A 13,527-nucleotide genomic window follows, 5' to 3' on the forward strand; every position below is an offset into this window, starting at 1 on the left:
ACTCAGGGCTGCCCGATTGGACACGCAGAACGGGCCTCGCGGTCGCCGCGAGGCCCGTTCTCACGTTTGGCTAGCCGAGAGGGTTTCGGGAACTCAGCCGCGAGATCCTCACGATCCATGACGGTGTTGCGTTTCCGAGGCGTCGATCCGCCTCGACGCGAGCGCGAGCTGCCGAGATTTGGGAAGCAGTCACCTTGATGACCTTTTTGCCGTTCACCATCGTCACCTCGGGTTCTGGGACCTCAGGGACCTTCGTCTCGGGGAGCCCAACGCCCTTGAGCTTGTCCGTCGCGATGATGCTGTAGTCGTTGCCGACTCGGGCCGTGCCGGAACCTGACGAGTTGCGAACCTTGCCCGTCGCGGCGTCCCCGCTGCGCACCTTCCGGTTCATCCTGGGTTCCCTCCCTCCTCGGTCTGTACCACCTCGAACCCTTCGACGAGGTAGAACACCTCGTCCGGGTCCTCGTCCGGAACCTGCTCAAGCGTCGGCTGTGACGCCGCGCTGATTATGTGGTTCTCCGCCCTTCGAGCATGACGCTCCATCCCGAGCGCCGCAAGCATGTCGTTCCCCATCTTCTCCTGCTTGGGGTCGCCGGAGTAGATCTTGTCGAGTGTCCACTGCAGGCGCTTCCAGAACTGGTCCCGGGCGTCGGCGGTTCGTTTCTGCCCCCAGGCGAGCAAGCCAACGACGAGGGCGACGATGGCCGCCGTGACGGTCGCAGCAGGGCCGAAGTTCGAGACAACGCTTCCCAGGTGAGCCCAGTCGATCCCTGTCTCGAGGTGCCGCTGAATGAGCACGCCGACCACCGCGCCCCCTGCGAACACAGCGACGGTCCATGCTGCGACAAGAGACCCTCGAAGTCCGTCCCTCCGTACGCGCTCGGGTGCACTCACCACCACCGAATCTGACTCGAGCGCCACCCCGATCTGCGCCTTGCTCGCGTCCTCGTTGCTCACGACGCCTCCTGCCCTGCATGCGATCGGACGTCGGGAAACATACCCTCCGGCGGTCGCATGTAGGGCAGGGGACCTCCGGGCTGATTGCGGTCGTGCTCGCCGTCGACGGGGCCGAACGGGCCGTTCTGGGGGTCGAGCAGGACGGCCATGTGGTGGTCGGCGTGGTCGCGCCACCACACGCTCATGCCGGTGGCGGGGTCTTGGCGCAGGTGCTCCCAGGCGCGCCAGAGCGCTTCGAGGCGGATCACGGCTTCGTCGTACTTCCACCACTCGGCGGCCCAGACCCGGTGCTCTCCGCGGCCGGCGATGTGGCGCCGGTAGACGTTGCGGAGGTACTCGCGCACGAACTCGTCGACCGACCCGTAGTAGAGCGCCGGCGTGCCGTCCTCGTCGCCGGCGTGCTCGACGGCGGGCCGCGCCTGGTCGATGGCGTCGGCGAGGTCCTCGTCGGCGTGGTGGACCACGGCGGCCGCGTCCTCGAGCTCGCGTTCCCGGGCGCTGACCGCAGCGGTCCGCCGGGCGAGGACCCGGCGGGCCTTCTCGACGTCCTCGGCCGCCGCGACGCGCTGCCACGTCGCCTTGGTCTCGTCGTCCTCGTAGTCGGTGACCTTGGCCTCCGCGACGCGCAGGCCGCCCTCGGCGTCCGCGAGGGCGTCGCGTGCGTCGTCGAGTTGGGTCGTCGCGCGGGCGTGCGCCGCCAGCGCGCCGTCGAGCGTGGCGCGCGCCTCGACGACCTCGGGCGGCTCGATGGTCGCCCGGCCACCGAAGGCCGGCGCGTCGACGTCGACGGGCTGGGCCCCGATCGTCGGCTCGTAGTCGTCCTCGCCCCAGTCGCTCACGGTGCCTCCTCGAGCGGTGTGGCGGCCGCGACAGTCGCCATCTCGTCGTGGGCTTCGCGCAGGGTGCGCTTGGCCTGCGGGTCGTTCGCCGCGATCGACGCCTCGACGGCCTCACGGTGCGGGCCAGCCATCCACGGGACCGTCCGGATGAGCGTCGGTCGGGCCCCGGAGGCCAACACGACGGCGCGGCCCTTGGGCAGCGCCGCGAGGTCGGCCACGTCCATGATGCGTTCGCGGTGCAGCTGCTGGGAGACCGTGCGCTGCCCGCGCCCCGTCGACGTCGACGACGAGAGCCGGTCGTAGTCCCCGATCATGCGCGAGAGGTCCTCGAGGAAGTTTGCTTCGCTCACTCCCCCGCCGTAGACCTTGACGTTGGACGCGCTCCAGAGCTTCTTCATGCCGGACTCGCCCCAGACCTCCACGCCCTGGGACCAGCTCTGCAGCACGGTGTCCAGGACGATCCCGCGCGAGCCGTAGTGCGAGTAGAGGTTCGGCAGCTCGCGCCAGCGGCATACGTTCGCGGCCTCGTCGAGCACGCCGACGAGCGGGGTCGCCAGGCGTCCGCCCGCGGACTGGGCGGCCAGCTCCTCGGCCGCCTCCACGACGGCGACGGTGAGCGCGGTGACGAGCGGGCCGGCCGTGCCGCGCCCTTCCTTGGACAGCGAGTACAGGGTGCCGGGCTTCGTCGGCGCCGACTCCCCCGCCGCGGACGGCAGCCCGGCACGAACGAACTCCTCCGGGCTGAACTGGGGCCGAGTGTCGGCCGGGCCCTGCAGGGTGATCCAGGCCGCGACCTGCCGGTTGGTGAGGCAGGACGCCATCTGCTGCGCCGTGCCGTACACGCCGCCGCGCTGCTTCTCGGGGGCGGCGATGACGCCTGCGACCTGGTCGGCGGTCAGCGTGTAGCCGTGCTCGGTGAGGATCGTGACGGGGGCCTGGTTCGTGGGGCGCGTGAGCCAGGTGTAGACGTCGGTGATCGGACGCTGGTCGAGCGCCGCGGCGAGCAGGAGTCCGGCCAGGAGGTCCTGGCCGGCGGGGTCGAAGTAGGCGTCCGTGCGCGCGCCGGGATCGCGCGAGCCGGACGCGAAGTGCTCGGCCAGCTTGGCCGCGCGCACCTCGTCGGTGACGTAGCTCAGCGGGTTCCACCACCAGGTGGGCTCCTCGCGCGCGATGCCCTGCGGGTCGAACACCCACACCGGCCCGACGGCCGCGCGCGGCCCGCGGGTCTGATCGACGACGTCGCGCTTGTTCGACGTGGATAGGACCGACCCGGGTGCGTCCAGGATCTCCGGGACGACCATCGACGTCGTCTTGCCGGTGCGGGGACCGGCGATCGTCATGCGCATGTCTTCCCACGAGCTGAGCAGGCGCTGCCCCGTGGACACCGTGACCCCGATCGGCAGACCGGGCGCGGCATGCACACCGAGGCGCTGCGCGGTGCGGCTCACGTGCTTGCGCGAGAGTCCCTCGACGTCGCGGCCGCGACCCATGTACGCGGCCGCACGGTCCACGCGGGTACGGCGGGCGCTCCTGCGCGCCAGGGCGACGCCCACCAGCGTGCCCAGCGCGATGACGATCAGGGTCAGGCCGGCCAGCACCCACCAACCGGGTGCGCCCGGCCAGGCGAGGTCACCCCCAAACAGGCCAAACGTCACGGCGAACGGATCGCGTGGTACGACGACTCCGGTGCCGGCGAGCTTGTGGCCCAGGTGCATCGCGGCGTAGATCGATCCGACGCCGAGCACGACGACGACGATCCCGACCCACAGCAGCACGACCTCGCCGGACAGGCCGCCGGGGTCGCGACGTCGGTTGTTCGGAACGCTCATCACGCCGCCCCCTCGTCCAGCAGGCCCGTGCGCGAGCGGTCGGCCCAGCGCACCGCGCTCATGTGCAGCGACTTCTCGGACTCGGTGAGCACCAGGTCGATCGGGATGCCCGGGCGGCCACCGACCTTGACGAGAAACTTGCCGCGTCCAGGGGGCGGCGTCTCGCGCCCCTCCTTGGGGTCCCATGCGGGCGGGTCCTGCCAGCCGGCGAGCAGTTCCTGCTCGCCGCGCGAGAGCGCCACGACGGACGTCAGGAGCGGCATCTCGCTCAGCGGCAGACCGCCGCACACGACTAGGCCGGACCGCTCGATGAAGCCCATGGCCTTCTGCCGGTCCTCCTCAAGAGGGAGGGAACGCAGGTCCTTGAGCGTGTGCGTGATCATCGCCAGCCCGACCCCGACGGTGCGGTTGAGGCGGGTGAGGTAGTCGACGCGGTCGACGAGCCCCGGGCCGGCCTTGAGGGCCTGGTGGAGCTCGTCGAGGATCACGAAGTAGTGCCGCCGGTTCTCCAGCCCGACGTCGGCGAGGGTCTGCGCGATGTTGACCACCGCGAAGCCAGCGGACCAGGAGGCGAGCAGCGCGACCGCGCGCAGATCGCCGTCGGACTGAGGGATCGCGGAGACGTCGTAGACCACGGCGCGGTCCCGGCGCATGGGGTGCGTGGTCGGCTTGGCGAACACGTCACCGAACTTCCCGCCCGGGCTCAGCGCCACGAGCGAGGCTTCCAGCTCCTCGGTGACTTCCTGGTAGCGGTGGTCGGTGCCGCGGTCCAGCGCCGCCTCACGCAGCTCGGGCGGTGCCGAGCGGATCACGCGCAGCAGGTCCGGGATCAGCGGGACGCCGTCGTGGTGCTCGTCGAGCCAGGCGATACCGCGCGCGAGGATCGTCTCCTCGCGCGCGGTCGGGGCGCTCTTGCGCAGCACCGTGATGAGCGCGACCAGCATGTTCAGCCGCAGGCCCTGGGCATCGGCCAGGACCTCCTCAGCGGCCTGGCGGTACCCGGCGGCGCGCAGCCGGCGCGCGGCGTCGGGAGCCTCGCCCGGGTCCAGGACGTTCAGCGACCCGCGGTTGCGCCCGAGCGGGATCAACTGGCCGCCCAGCTTCTCGACCATGCGGACGTAGTCCGGGCGGGTGTCCCCCAGCACTAGCGGGATGACGCCCTGCCCGGACAGGCCGACGGCCATGCGCATGACCGCGGAAGTCTTGCCGAGCCCTGGTCGGCCTAGGAAGAACACCGAGGGGTTGCCGATGAGGTTGGCGCGCTGGTACCAGCTGATCGGGTCGCAGCACAGCGTGGCGCCGGTGAGGATGTGTCGGCCGAACGGCACCCCCACCATGGGGGTGCCGGCGCCGATCGCGAACGGCCACATGCCGCACACCTGCACGGTGGTGCCGCGCCATTCGTCGGCCTGCTGGACGTAGTTGGACTGGCCGCGGCCGCGGCCCAGCCATCCGCGCATCGGCGGGCGCTGGGGACGCAGGTCGCGCTGCTTGGGTGCCTTCTTCGCGCGTGCTCGGGTGCTCACAGCTTCTCCCTCAGCTCGGCCGGGACCTTGATGTGCTTGGGGAGCACCAGGCCCAGCGGAAGGGCCGCAGCGAACGCGGAGTCCTGCGACCCGTACACGGGCCGCAGGCGCAGCCGTGCCGTCGCGGCGAGGTTGTCGATCGCGGCTCTCGCGTCGGCCTCGCGGCTGGTGTCGGTCACCGTGGCGGTGACGAGCATGCCGAACTGCACCAGGCCAGCACCGCTGGCCTCTTCCTGCGCCGTCGCGGCCGCGGCCCGTACCGCGAGGGTCTCGCGGGCAGCGGGCTTGCTGGTCGAGGTGACCCGGAACTCTGCAGCCCGCAGGTCGGACTCGACGATTGCCGCGGCGCGCGCCGCGTCGATCGGCCGGTACAGCAGCGTCACCCGCTTGCGCGCGATCTCGCGGTGCGGGGCCAACAGCCGGGCCAGGACGCCCGACTGGACGTTGCCGCGCGGGGCCGACGTCATCGCCCACGTGCACGAGTACGCCGAGTCATGGCGGTAGCCGCCCCAGGACGCTTCGGCAGCCGACGGGCCGACGTCGGGCCAGGACAGCTCGACAGGATCACCCGCCGCGTGCGCCTCGTCGATGAGCGCAGCGGCCGCCGGGTCGTAGGCGACACGGATCGCCTCGCACAAGTCCTGTGCGGACAGCGGGTGCGCCGCGCCCGCGCCGGTCGCCTGGAGGCCGGCGGTGAGGCTGGGCAGTCGAGCCGCGAGCTCGCGGCCCATCTCCTCAGGCTTGCGCTTCTTGCCACCCACCCGGTTCGCCGCAGTGAACGTGATCGCGACGTACGCCTTCACCGTCGAGGACCCTGCCGGGTAGCGGTCCACGACCTCGAGAAGCATCTGCCGAGCGAACTCTGGTGCTCCGTCGTCCAGGTTCGTCTCGACCTCCCGACGTAGACGCGACCCGGAGTCGGGGGCAGTCTCGATCGTGACCGAGGCGGCCTCGACGCCCGGCTCGTCACCGAGGTTCGCCAGCCAGTGGCCCCAGTCGGCCACCCAGACGTCGATCTGGTCCTGGTCGACGAGCGCGGCGCCGTCGGGCTCGGTGCCGATCACCACGGAGTACGACCCGGTCGCCGGCGTGTAGAGCAGTGCGAACGGGCGACCGTAGGAGTCGGTGTGCTCGCTCAGTCGCGTAGGGGCGGCCAGACCCGGCAGCTGGTACGTGCCCCACAGCGCGCGGCCCAGGGGCCCTGAGCGGTAGACGTGCGTGCCGCGCGAGCGCGCAGACCACCAGGCTGCGCGAGCACCGCCGCGGCTGATGACGTTCTTGCCGTGCGCGTCCTTCGTCAGCACGGCGAGCATCACGGCCCCGAGCACACCGGCGAGGATCACGGCCTCGAGCAGCCCGGCGACCATCACGGTGATGACCACCGCGATGAGCCCCGCCAGGAGCATCCCCGTGCCCACGGACCCGAGCCCGAGGATTCCGGGCGACGTCGGACGTCGCCAGTTCCCGTAGGTCCGAGGACCCCTGTTCACCTCAACGGCTGCCATCAGGACCGCCCCCTTCACCAGTCGACTGCTCACCAAGACTCTTTGCTGCACCTGCTGCGGCCTGGCCCGCCTTTGATGCGGCATCCAGAGCCGCGCCGGCCGCCATGCCTACCGGGCCGCCGGCGGCGCCGGCCGCGGCTGCCCCACCACCTGCTGCGGCACCTGCACCGGCACCAGCACCTGCACCAGCACCCGCTCCGGCACCGGCGCGAGCTCCAGCGGCGCCCGCTCCGGCGCCGCTTCCTGCGCTGGCGCCTGCGCCGCTCTGTTGCGGGTTCGGCGGCGCGCTCGGGGTCGGCGCGGTGTTGCCTCCCCCACCGCCACCCGACGGGCCCTGGCTCCCGCTCTGGCCGTTGTTGCCCGGCTGCGCGTTGCTCGTCGTCGACGAGTTGGACCCGCCGGAGGCAAGACGCCCGATCGCGGCCGCGCCGCTCGGCAGCGCCGCGAGGGCGCCCGCCGCCAGCGCGGCGCCACCGGCGCCGCTCGCCATTGCACCCACCATCGGGGTCACGAACCGCATCAGTGCTGGCATCGCGAACAGCGCGATCACCATCAACATCAGACCCGTCAGGACAGCCAGGAGTCCCGAGCCGTCGTCAGAGAAGACGTCCGCGCCGACGAGCTGGAACGCGGCCGCGTAGATGATCGCCGCGGCGGGCTTGTAGAGGATGAACGCCACCAGCCACGCGATGCACTTGCGGAACCAGGTCTTACCCATCTCCGTACTCGTGAACGACGCCGACAGCGGCAAGATCCCGGTCAGGACCACGAGCATTCCGCCGCGGGCGACCATGAGGACGATCTGGAACGCCGCCGCGAGGATCGCGATGATCCCGAGAATGATGATGAGCAGGGACCCAAGGCCTCCCGCCGCGGGATGTGTCGTCAGAGCGAGCAAGGTGAGCATGTTCTCTCCGAAGCACGCCGACCCGGCGGCCGTAACGTCGCACTGGAGCGAACCGTTCAGAACCCAGACCGAGAATGAGTCGGCGGCTGCCACAAGAAGCCCCACGATCGTGACGCCGGCACCGGCGACCACGACGAGCGTCAGCAGGCTCTTGACCGTCTCCTTCCCGGGCTCTGCACGCTGCTCCCACGCCATCCGCGCGCCCCCGATGATCACCGAGACGATCGCCGCGGCACCCATGTACCACCAGAGGCTCGACTGCAGGAAGAGCACCGCCCCGCCCGCGTTGCTTGGCCCCGCGGGCAGCAGTCCGGTGACGAGCGCGCTGGCGCCGGAGATGAGCACCACAGCGCCCAGGACCAGGCCGACCTTTCCGACGGCGGCGATCCCTTCGCCGGCGCGCATGCGTGTCGCGATGAGCGCGCCCAGGATCATGAGCGAGATGATCGCGACGACGAGGCTGATCCACGTCACGTAGCCCAAGACGGTCGTGATGTTCCCCGCGCTCGGTGCCGAGCTTCCGGCACTGATCGCAGACTGGCCGCCCGATCCGGTGAGGTTCGGAGTGCCGATGTGAACCCAGATGGTGCCGAGCGAGGCCACCACCTTGCCGAACGCCTCGAGGACCGCGTTGGCCATGTTGTCGATCGCGTCAGTGATCGCGTTTTTCGCCAGCTCTCCCGCCTTGCAGCCGAAGTCAAGAGGTCCGCACACCGCCACCGTCTGTCACTCCCCCCAGGTGATGTAGCCCGCGAGGTCCGGAACCGTCGCGGTGTTGAGCGGCTGGGCGACGTCGGCGCTGATCTTCCAGTCACCGTCCTGCCAGACCAGCTCGTAGACCCCCGAGAGGGTCAGGTTCTGCCCTTCGGACGACGCCCGGACGGCGAGGTCGACGCGGGCGGTGTCGCCGTCGTAGGCGAGCATTCGGAAGCCGGCCAGGCTCATGCGGGTGCCCTGAGAACCTGAGGTGTCACCCACCTGGCCGATGAGCTCCTCGCGGTACGGGCCGTCAGCCAGGCCGTACTCGATCCACGCCTGGCTCACGGCAGGGTCGGAGCCCTGCACCAGTGCGTTCGCGGCCATGAACAGCGCCCCGGTGGGCGAGTGCTGGAAGCAGAACCGCACCCCGTCGGCCGAGGTCTCCCCCGGCCCAAACTCGGGCGACGTCGGGTACGCGGTGGTTCCCTGGTACGCCCAGTCCGCGGCAGGGGCGGTCGACAATGTGCCGGCCAGCTCCTCCCCCTCGAGGCCGCACACGCTGGCACCGCCCGCGACGTCCGAAGGCTCGGACGTCGGGGCGGCGCTCGTCGTGGGCGACGTGGGCGACGGTTCGGTGAGGTCGGGATCGTCCGAGCGCGTGGCGTTCACGATCGCGATGACGATGCCGAGCACCACGACGATGGCGACGACCACCGCGGCCGCGATGAAGCCAGGCCGGGTGAACGGGTTCTGCTCGTTGTCGTCGGTAGCCATGTCGGAACTCCGCTCAGGCCCCGGAGATGAAGCCGACGAGCGCGACGGCGGCCGAGATGACGATGACGCCACCGAGGGCCATGCCGATCTTGCCGACGTGCTCCCCGCCCTCGCCGCGACGCGACTGGACCGCCATGAGCGTGCCAGCGGCGATGAGGCCGAGGATGCACACCACGAGGCCCACCCACTTGGCCCAACCGAGGATGGTGGTGACCGCGTCGGTGCCCGGAGGCTGCGTCGGTGCGGGGTCGGGAAGCTGCGCCGGGATCACGGCGGCGAGGTCGCTCGCCGCCGTGAGGACGCTGTGCAGGGTGCTCATCGGGGTTCCTTTCGGTTGGCGGTGCCGGCGGCACCAGGTCGGACGGCAGCGCGGAGGTCGTCGACGAGTCGACGGACCTCGCGCGGGGCGTCTGAGAGTGCCGGCGGCTCCCCCAAGCGCCATGCCTCGATCCACGGCAGGGTCCACGTGCGCGGGACCCCACCGCCGACGATCTGTGAGAACTCACGCAGCGGGCGCGGAAGCCGGCCGGGTGCGTCAGCGACGATCACCAGGCCCACGACCTCGACGTGCGGGACCAACCCGGCTGCCCACTGCGTGGCCGCGGCCTGTGCCGCGCGCAGCCCGCGCAGGTTCGACCGCGCAGTCAGGACGACGCGAGAACCACCGAGCGTCTGCGGCCAGGCGTGCTCCGCCGCGAGCCAGTCGGGAACCAGCGCGGCGAGCGACGTCTCCCCCGCCCCGCCGTGCACCCCGAGCCACCACAGATCCGCGTCTCGCGACTGGGGCTGGATCGGGAGCTGGTCCGAGGCGCCGGGTGCTGGGACGCCGCGCTGCGGCGCGGTGGGGCCGGTCGCCACCGGCACCGCCGGTTCGGTCACCTCCGAACGCGGCGCGACCGGCTGCGGCTCCGCGGGCCGCGTGAGCCACGGATTGCTGCTGCCATCAGTCACGACGGCCCCCTCACATCGTCAACGGTGTGCGTAGTGTTCTCTACGGCAAGTGTAGTCGGATAGAGTGAAATCAGCAACAGAGGGTGATGCCGAGTGACTACGTTATCCACAGGGCGACAGCGTTATACAGCGTGTACTATGGTTCAATGCGAAGCGGGGTGGCCTCGATGACCGACGGGCTCGACGCGCTCTTCGAGGGGCGCGGTCCGACCCTCTCCGCAGGTGAGGTCGCAGAACTCCTCGGGATGACCAAGCAGGGTGTCTACCACTGGCTCAGAGACGGGGTCCTCCCCGGCTACAAGGTGGGCACGACCTGGTTCATCCTTCGCGACGAGCTCAAGGAGACGCTGCGCAAGGGAGCGAACGCCGGGCCTGCGCGGTCCGGCCCAGGCAAGGGGGACGAGTGAGATGAAGCGACTGGCGATAGGGGCAGGCATCGCCGCAGCGAGCGTTCTCGCCCTCACGGGCTGCAGCTCGGAGGGTGAGAACACTCCCGCTTCCGCACCCACACCCACGGTGTCGACGTCACCGACGACGCCGCCACCGATCGACCTCGACAAGTACCCGCCTGCGCCTGAGGGCGCGATCGACGAGGACTCCGGTGAGACCATCGATCCGCAGCCCTCCCCCACGTGGGACGACGCTCAGCGCGCGGACGCCGCCGCTCGTGCCGCGGAGGCGATGACCGCCTTCGCCGGCGCGGGCGGCCGCGACTACGAAACCTGGTGGTCCCAGCTCGAGCCACTGCTCACCCAGCAGGCCCGGTCCGACTACGCGTACGTCGACCCCGCCAACGTGCCCGCCACGAAGGTCCTGCCGGACCCTGCGCCCCAGGTCGAGGAGACGAGCGGCTTCGTCGCCGTCGTCGACGTAGCCACCGACGCCGGCACCTACCAGGTCGTCCTCACGCGCGCGGACAGCGCGTCACCGTGGCTCGCGAGCCGGTTCACCCCGCCCGAGGAGGCGAGCTGACCGTGGCAGGGGGGAAGTCGGGGGCCATCGTCGCGGCGGGGGCGGTGCCCGTGCTCGCGCTGAGCACCGTGTTCAGCATCCTGCTCGTGGGAGGGGCGGATGCCTCCGCCGCGTGCAACCCCGCGACCGGTTCGGGGACGAGCATCACGCTCGACCCCGGGAGCGTCCCGGAGACGGAGATCGCCGGTTACGACCACGAGCAGCTCGTCAACGCCGCGCACATCATCGCCGCCGGCAAGGCCCTCGACCTTGGGGTTCGAGACCAGACCATCGGCGTCATGACCGCGATGGGCGAGTCCAGCCTGCGGGTGATCGACTACGGCGACGCCGTGGGGCCCGACAGTCGCGGGCTGTTCCAGCAGCGCGCGAACGGAGCCTGGGGCTCGTACGAGGACCGCATGGACCCGTACATCAGCGCCACCAACTTCTTCAAGGCGATGATCGGGAACGTTCCCGACCGCGAGTCGCTGGAGCCGACGATCGTCGCGCACCGCACCCAGCGCAACGCGGACCCCTTCCACTACACGAAGTACTGGGACGGCGCGGTCGCCGTCGTCGAAGGGCTCTCCGGCGTCGACACCGGCCTCAACGCCGGCACCGGCGGACAGGTCTGCTCCGGCGGCACCACCGTCCCGGGCGAGGTCAGCGCGACCGGCTGGGCCGTGCCCGCGGCTGGCCCGATCGTCAGCGTCTACGGGATGCGCCTGCACCCCATCGACAAGGTCTGGCGCCTGCACAGCGGGGTCGACCTCAACGGCGGCGGGTGTGACGGACCTATCTGGGCCGCACAGGACGGCGTCGTGACGTTTACCGGGTTCGACCGCAACGGCAACGGCACCATCACCGTCGACCACGGCGGCGGAGTCCAGACCTCCTACCTGCACGAGTACGCCTCCGGGATCCTCGTACGCGAAGGCGACCAGGTGAAGGCCGGCGACCAGATCGGCCGCGTCGGATCCTCCGGGCAGTCCACCGGCTGCCACCTGCACTTCTCAGTCATCGTCGACGGGTCCCCAACCGACCCGGTGCCGTTCATGAACGACATGGGCATCCAGCTCGGCTAACGCAAGGAGGAACACACCATGAGCACCACCACGGAAGCAGCGACCTGGCCCCGCGTCGAGGCCACGCTGAACCACGACGGCACCGCAGAGGTCTCCATCGGCGGCACCCTGCACCCCATCGCCGCCTCGAGCGTCGACGAGGCACGGGTACAGGTCGTCTCGCTCGTCGCGAGCAAGGCCACCCAGCTCGGCCGTCCCCTGCGCGCAATCACGCGCGGCCCCGACGGCGAGTGGCCCCTGATCATCCACGGTGACGGCACCGTGACGGCAGACTCCGCCGCCGACGCCCGTCCGCGCCCCCGCTCGGCCGAGCCGGTCGCGGAGGCGGCTCCGGTGCCGGCACCGACGCCCGCTCCCCCCGCCGCGGCGGAGGTCGTCGACGCAGAGCCTGTCGTCCAGGCAACCGCGGCGCCTGACGACACGCCTGCCCCCGCCCCGGCGCCGCGCGGCTGGGTCCGCTCCGCCGAGGACCAGGCCGCCGCGGCGGCCGCCGCACCGCAGACTCGCCGAGAGCGTCGGGAGTCGTTCCTGACGGTCGAGCAGACGGAGGAGCCCGCGACCGAAGGTCTGCGCGGCGTCTTGTCCCGCGTCGGCTTCCGCATGGCTCCCAGCGAGGCAGAGCGAGCGATGCGCGAGTGCGTCCGTCTCGTCTCCCAGCACTGGCCCGGGCCTCGCACGACCGCCATCGTCAACGGCAAGGGCGGCGCCTCCAAGACGCCGACCACCGCGTTCCTGGCCGCCGTGTTCGCCCGCTACGGCGGCGCCGGCGTCGTGACGCACGACAACAACCAGACCCGCGGCACCCTCGGGTGGCGCACCGAGCAGGGTCCGCACGACGCGACCTTCCTCGAGCTCTTGCCCGAGGTCGACCGGCTGCTCGGCACCGCGGCCCAGTCCGCGGACCTCGCCCACTTCGTGCACCACCAGACGCAGGACAAGTACGACGTGCTGCGCTCCCAGCCGATGATCCTGGCGGACGAGCAGCGCCTGGGCGTCGCCCAGTTCGACGCGATCCACGCCGTCCTGCGCAAGTACTACCGGCTCATCTTCATGGACTCCGGCAACGACGAGTCCGACTCCCTCTGGCTGCGCATGGTGGAGAACGCAGACCAGCTCGTCGTCGCGACGACGACCCGCGGTGACATCGCCGAAGCCGGCGCCCTGCTCCTCGAGGCCCTGGCCGACCGGGACGAGCGAAGCGCTGCACTCGCGCGCAACGCCGTCGTCGTGGTCAACCAGGCCAAGAAGGACGGCAGCCTGGCCGAAGCCGAGCAGGTCGCCGCCGCGTTCCGCCCGCTCGCCCGCGAGGCGGTCGCGATCCCCTATGACCCGGCGATGGTCGAGGGCACGCTGCGCTACGGGTCGCTGCGGACCGAGACGCAGCGCGCATGGCTCGCCGCCGCGGCCGCCGTCGCGCGCGGTCTGTGACCCGGCACGACCGATACGCCTCGCCGGAGCGGGCCCCCCCCAACGGGTTCGCTTCCGCCCGTCTAAGGACCAACCC

At 71.1% G+C, this 13,527-nt stretch carries 14 protein-coding genes; 4 read left to right on the top strand and 10 right to left on the bottom strand.

What is annotated here, in order from left to right:
- Positions 1-70: 70 nt before the first annotated feature.
- Genes AC3WT4_RS17455 through AC3WT4_RS17500 form a run of 10 tightly spaced genes read right to left on the bottom strand, consistent with a single transcriptional unit; the run spans position 71 to position 9,987 of the window.
- Positions 71-391, bottom strand: coding sequence for a hypothetical protein (locus AC3WT4_RS17455; protein ID WP_492316066.1), 321 nt, complete (start codon positions 389-391; stop codon positions 71-73).
- On the bottom strand, positions 388-957 hold the full coding sequence (locus tag AC3WT4_RS17460) for a hypothetical protein (protein ID WP_492316067.1): 570 nt from the start codon (positions 955-957) through the stop codon (positions 388-390). The genes AC3WT4_RS17455 and AC3WT4_RS17460 overlap by 4 nt, the downstream gene beginning before the upstream one ends.
- Positions 954-1,796, bottom strand: coding sequence for a DUF4913 domain-containing protein (locus AC3WT4_RS17465; protein WP_492316068.1), 843 nt, complete (start codon positions 1,794-1,796; stop codon positions 954-956). Before AC3WT4_RS17465 ends, AC3WT4_RS17460 begins: the two co-directional genes overlap by 4 nt.
- Positions 1,793-3,625, bottom strand: coding sequence for a type IV secretory system conjugative DNA transfer family protein (locus AC3WT4_RS17470; RefSeq protein WP_492316069.1), 1,833 nt, complete (start codon positions 3,623-3,625; stop codon positions 1,793-1,795). Before AC3WT4_RS17470 ends, AC3WT4_RS17465 begins: the two co-directional genes overlap by 4 nt.
- Entirely contained in the window at positions 3,625-5,151 is a 1,527-nt protein-coding gene (locus tag AC3WT4_RS17475; protein WP_492316070.1) for a putative type IV secretion/conjugal transfer ATPase, read from the bottom strand. The genes AC3WT4_RS17470 and AC3WT4_RS17475 overlap by 1 nt, the downstream gene beginning before the upstream one ends.
- Positions 5,148-6,656: an SCO6880 family protein gene (locus AC3WT4_RS17480; RefSeq protein WP_492316071.1), complete on the bottom strand. Its 1,509-nt coding sequence runs from the start codon at positions 6,654-6,656 to the stop codon at positions 5,148-5,150. The genes AC3WT4_RS17475 and AC3WT4_RS17480 overlap by 4 nt, the downstream gene beginning before the upstream one ends.
- The gene (locus AC3WT4_RS17485) at positions 6,643-8,277 is read right to left on the bottom strand and encodes a TrbL/VirB6 family protein (RefSeq protein WP_492316072.1); all 1,635 of its coding nucleotides are present in this window, start codon (positions 8,275-8,277) and stop codon (positions 6,643-6,645) included. Before AC3WT4_RS17485 ends, AC3WT4_RS17480 begins: the two co-directional genes overlap by 14 nt.
- 12 nt (positions 8,278-8,289) lie before the next feature.
- Positions 8,290-9,036 (bottom strand): DUF8175 domain-containg protein, encoded by a 747-nt coding sequence (locus AC3WT4_RS17490; protein ID WP_492316073.1) that lies wholly within the window; start codon positions 9,034-9,036, stop codon positions 8,290-8,292.
- 13 nt (positions 9,037-9,049) lie between these two features.
- Entirely contained in the window at positions 9,050-9,355 is a 306-nt protein-coding gene (locus AC3WT4_RS17495; RefSeq protein WP_194226715.1) for a hypothetical protein, read from the bottom strand.
- On the bottom strand, positions 9,352-9,987 hold the full coding sequence (locus AC3WT4_RS17500) for a DUF6668 family protein (protein ID WP_492316074.1): 636 nt from the start codon (positions 9,985-9,987) through the stop codon (positions 9,352-9,354). Before AC3WT4_RS17500 ends, AC3WT4_RS17495 begins: the two co-directional genes overlap by 4 nt.
- Positions 9,988-10,133: 146 nt before the next feature.
- Between AC3WT4_RS17500 and AC3WT4_RS17505 the strand changes: the two genes are divergently transcribed.
- The 4 genes from AC3WT4_RS17505 to AC3WT4_RS17520 all read left to right on the top strand — a co-directional run bounded on the left by AC3WT4_RS17505 (position 10,134) and on the right by AC3WT4_RS17520 (position 13,451).
- On the top strand, positions 10,134-10,394 hold the full coding sequence (locus AC3WT4_RS17505) for a helix-turn-helix domain-containing protein (RefSeq protein WP_264032390.1): 261 nt from the start codon (positions 10,134-10,136) through the stop codon (positions 10,392-10,394).
- 109 nt (positions 10,395-10,503) lie between these two features.
- Positions 10,504-10,959 carry a hypothetical protein gene (locus AC3WT4_RS17510; protein WP_492316075.1) on the top strand — a complete coding sequence of 152 codons (456 nt, stop codon included), beginning with the start codon at positions 10,504-10,506 and terminating at the stop codon, positions 10,957-10,959.
- Between the two features lie 2 nt (positions 10,960-10,961).
- Complete coding sequence (locus tag AC3WT4_RS17515) at positions 10,962-12,023, top strand: M23 family metallopeptidase (protein ID WP_492316076.1); 1,062 nt, start codon at positions 10,962-10,964, stop codon at positions 12,021-12,023.
- A gap of 18 nt (positions 12,024-12,041) precedes the next feature.
- Positions 12,042-13,451, top strand: a complete 1,410-nt coding sequence (locus AC3WT4_RS17520; protein ID WP_492316077.1) for an ATPase — start codon at positions 12,042-12,044, stop codon at positions 13,449-13,451.
- Positions 13,452-13,527 lie beyond the last annotated feature (76 nt).

Source organism: Cellulosimicrobium sp. EB106-03-01-XG111 (assembly GCF_058792115.1).

Excerpts from the sequence above, each read along its gene's own strand:
- AC3WT4_RS17455 (WP_492316066.1), bottom strand. The coding sequence starts at position 391 with ATGAACCGGAAGGTGCGCAGCGGGGACGCCGCGACGGGCAAGGTTCGC.
- AC3WT4_RS17470 (WP_492316069.1), bottom strand. The coding sequence starts at position 3,625 with ATGAGCGTTCCGAACAACCGACGTCGCGACCCCGGCGGCCTGTCCGGC.
- AC3WT4_RS17480 (WP_492316071.1), bottom strand. The coding sequence starts at position 6,656 with ATGGCAGCCGTTGAGGTGAACAGGGGTCCTCGGACCTACGGGAACTGG.
- AC3WT4_RS17490 (WP_492316073.1), bottom strand. The coding sequence starts at position 9,036 with ATGGCTACCGACGACAACGAGCAGAACCCGTTCACCCGGCCTGGCTTC.
- AC3WT4_RS17495 (WP_194226715.1), bottom strand. The coding sequence starts at position 9,355 with ATGAGCACCCTGCACAGCGTCCTCACGGCGGCGAGCGACCTCGCCGCC.
- AC3WT4_RS17505 (WP_264032390.1), top strand. The coding sequence starts at position 10,134 with ATGCGAAGCGGGGTGGCCTCGATGACCGACGGGCTCGACGCGCTCTTC.
- AC3WT4_RS17520 (WP_492316077.1), top strand. The coding sequence starts at position 12,042 with ATGAGCACCACCACGGAAGCAGCGACCTGGCCCCGCGTCGAGGCCACG.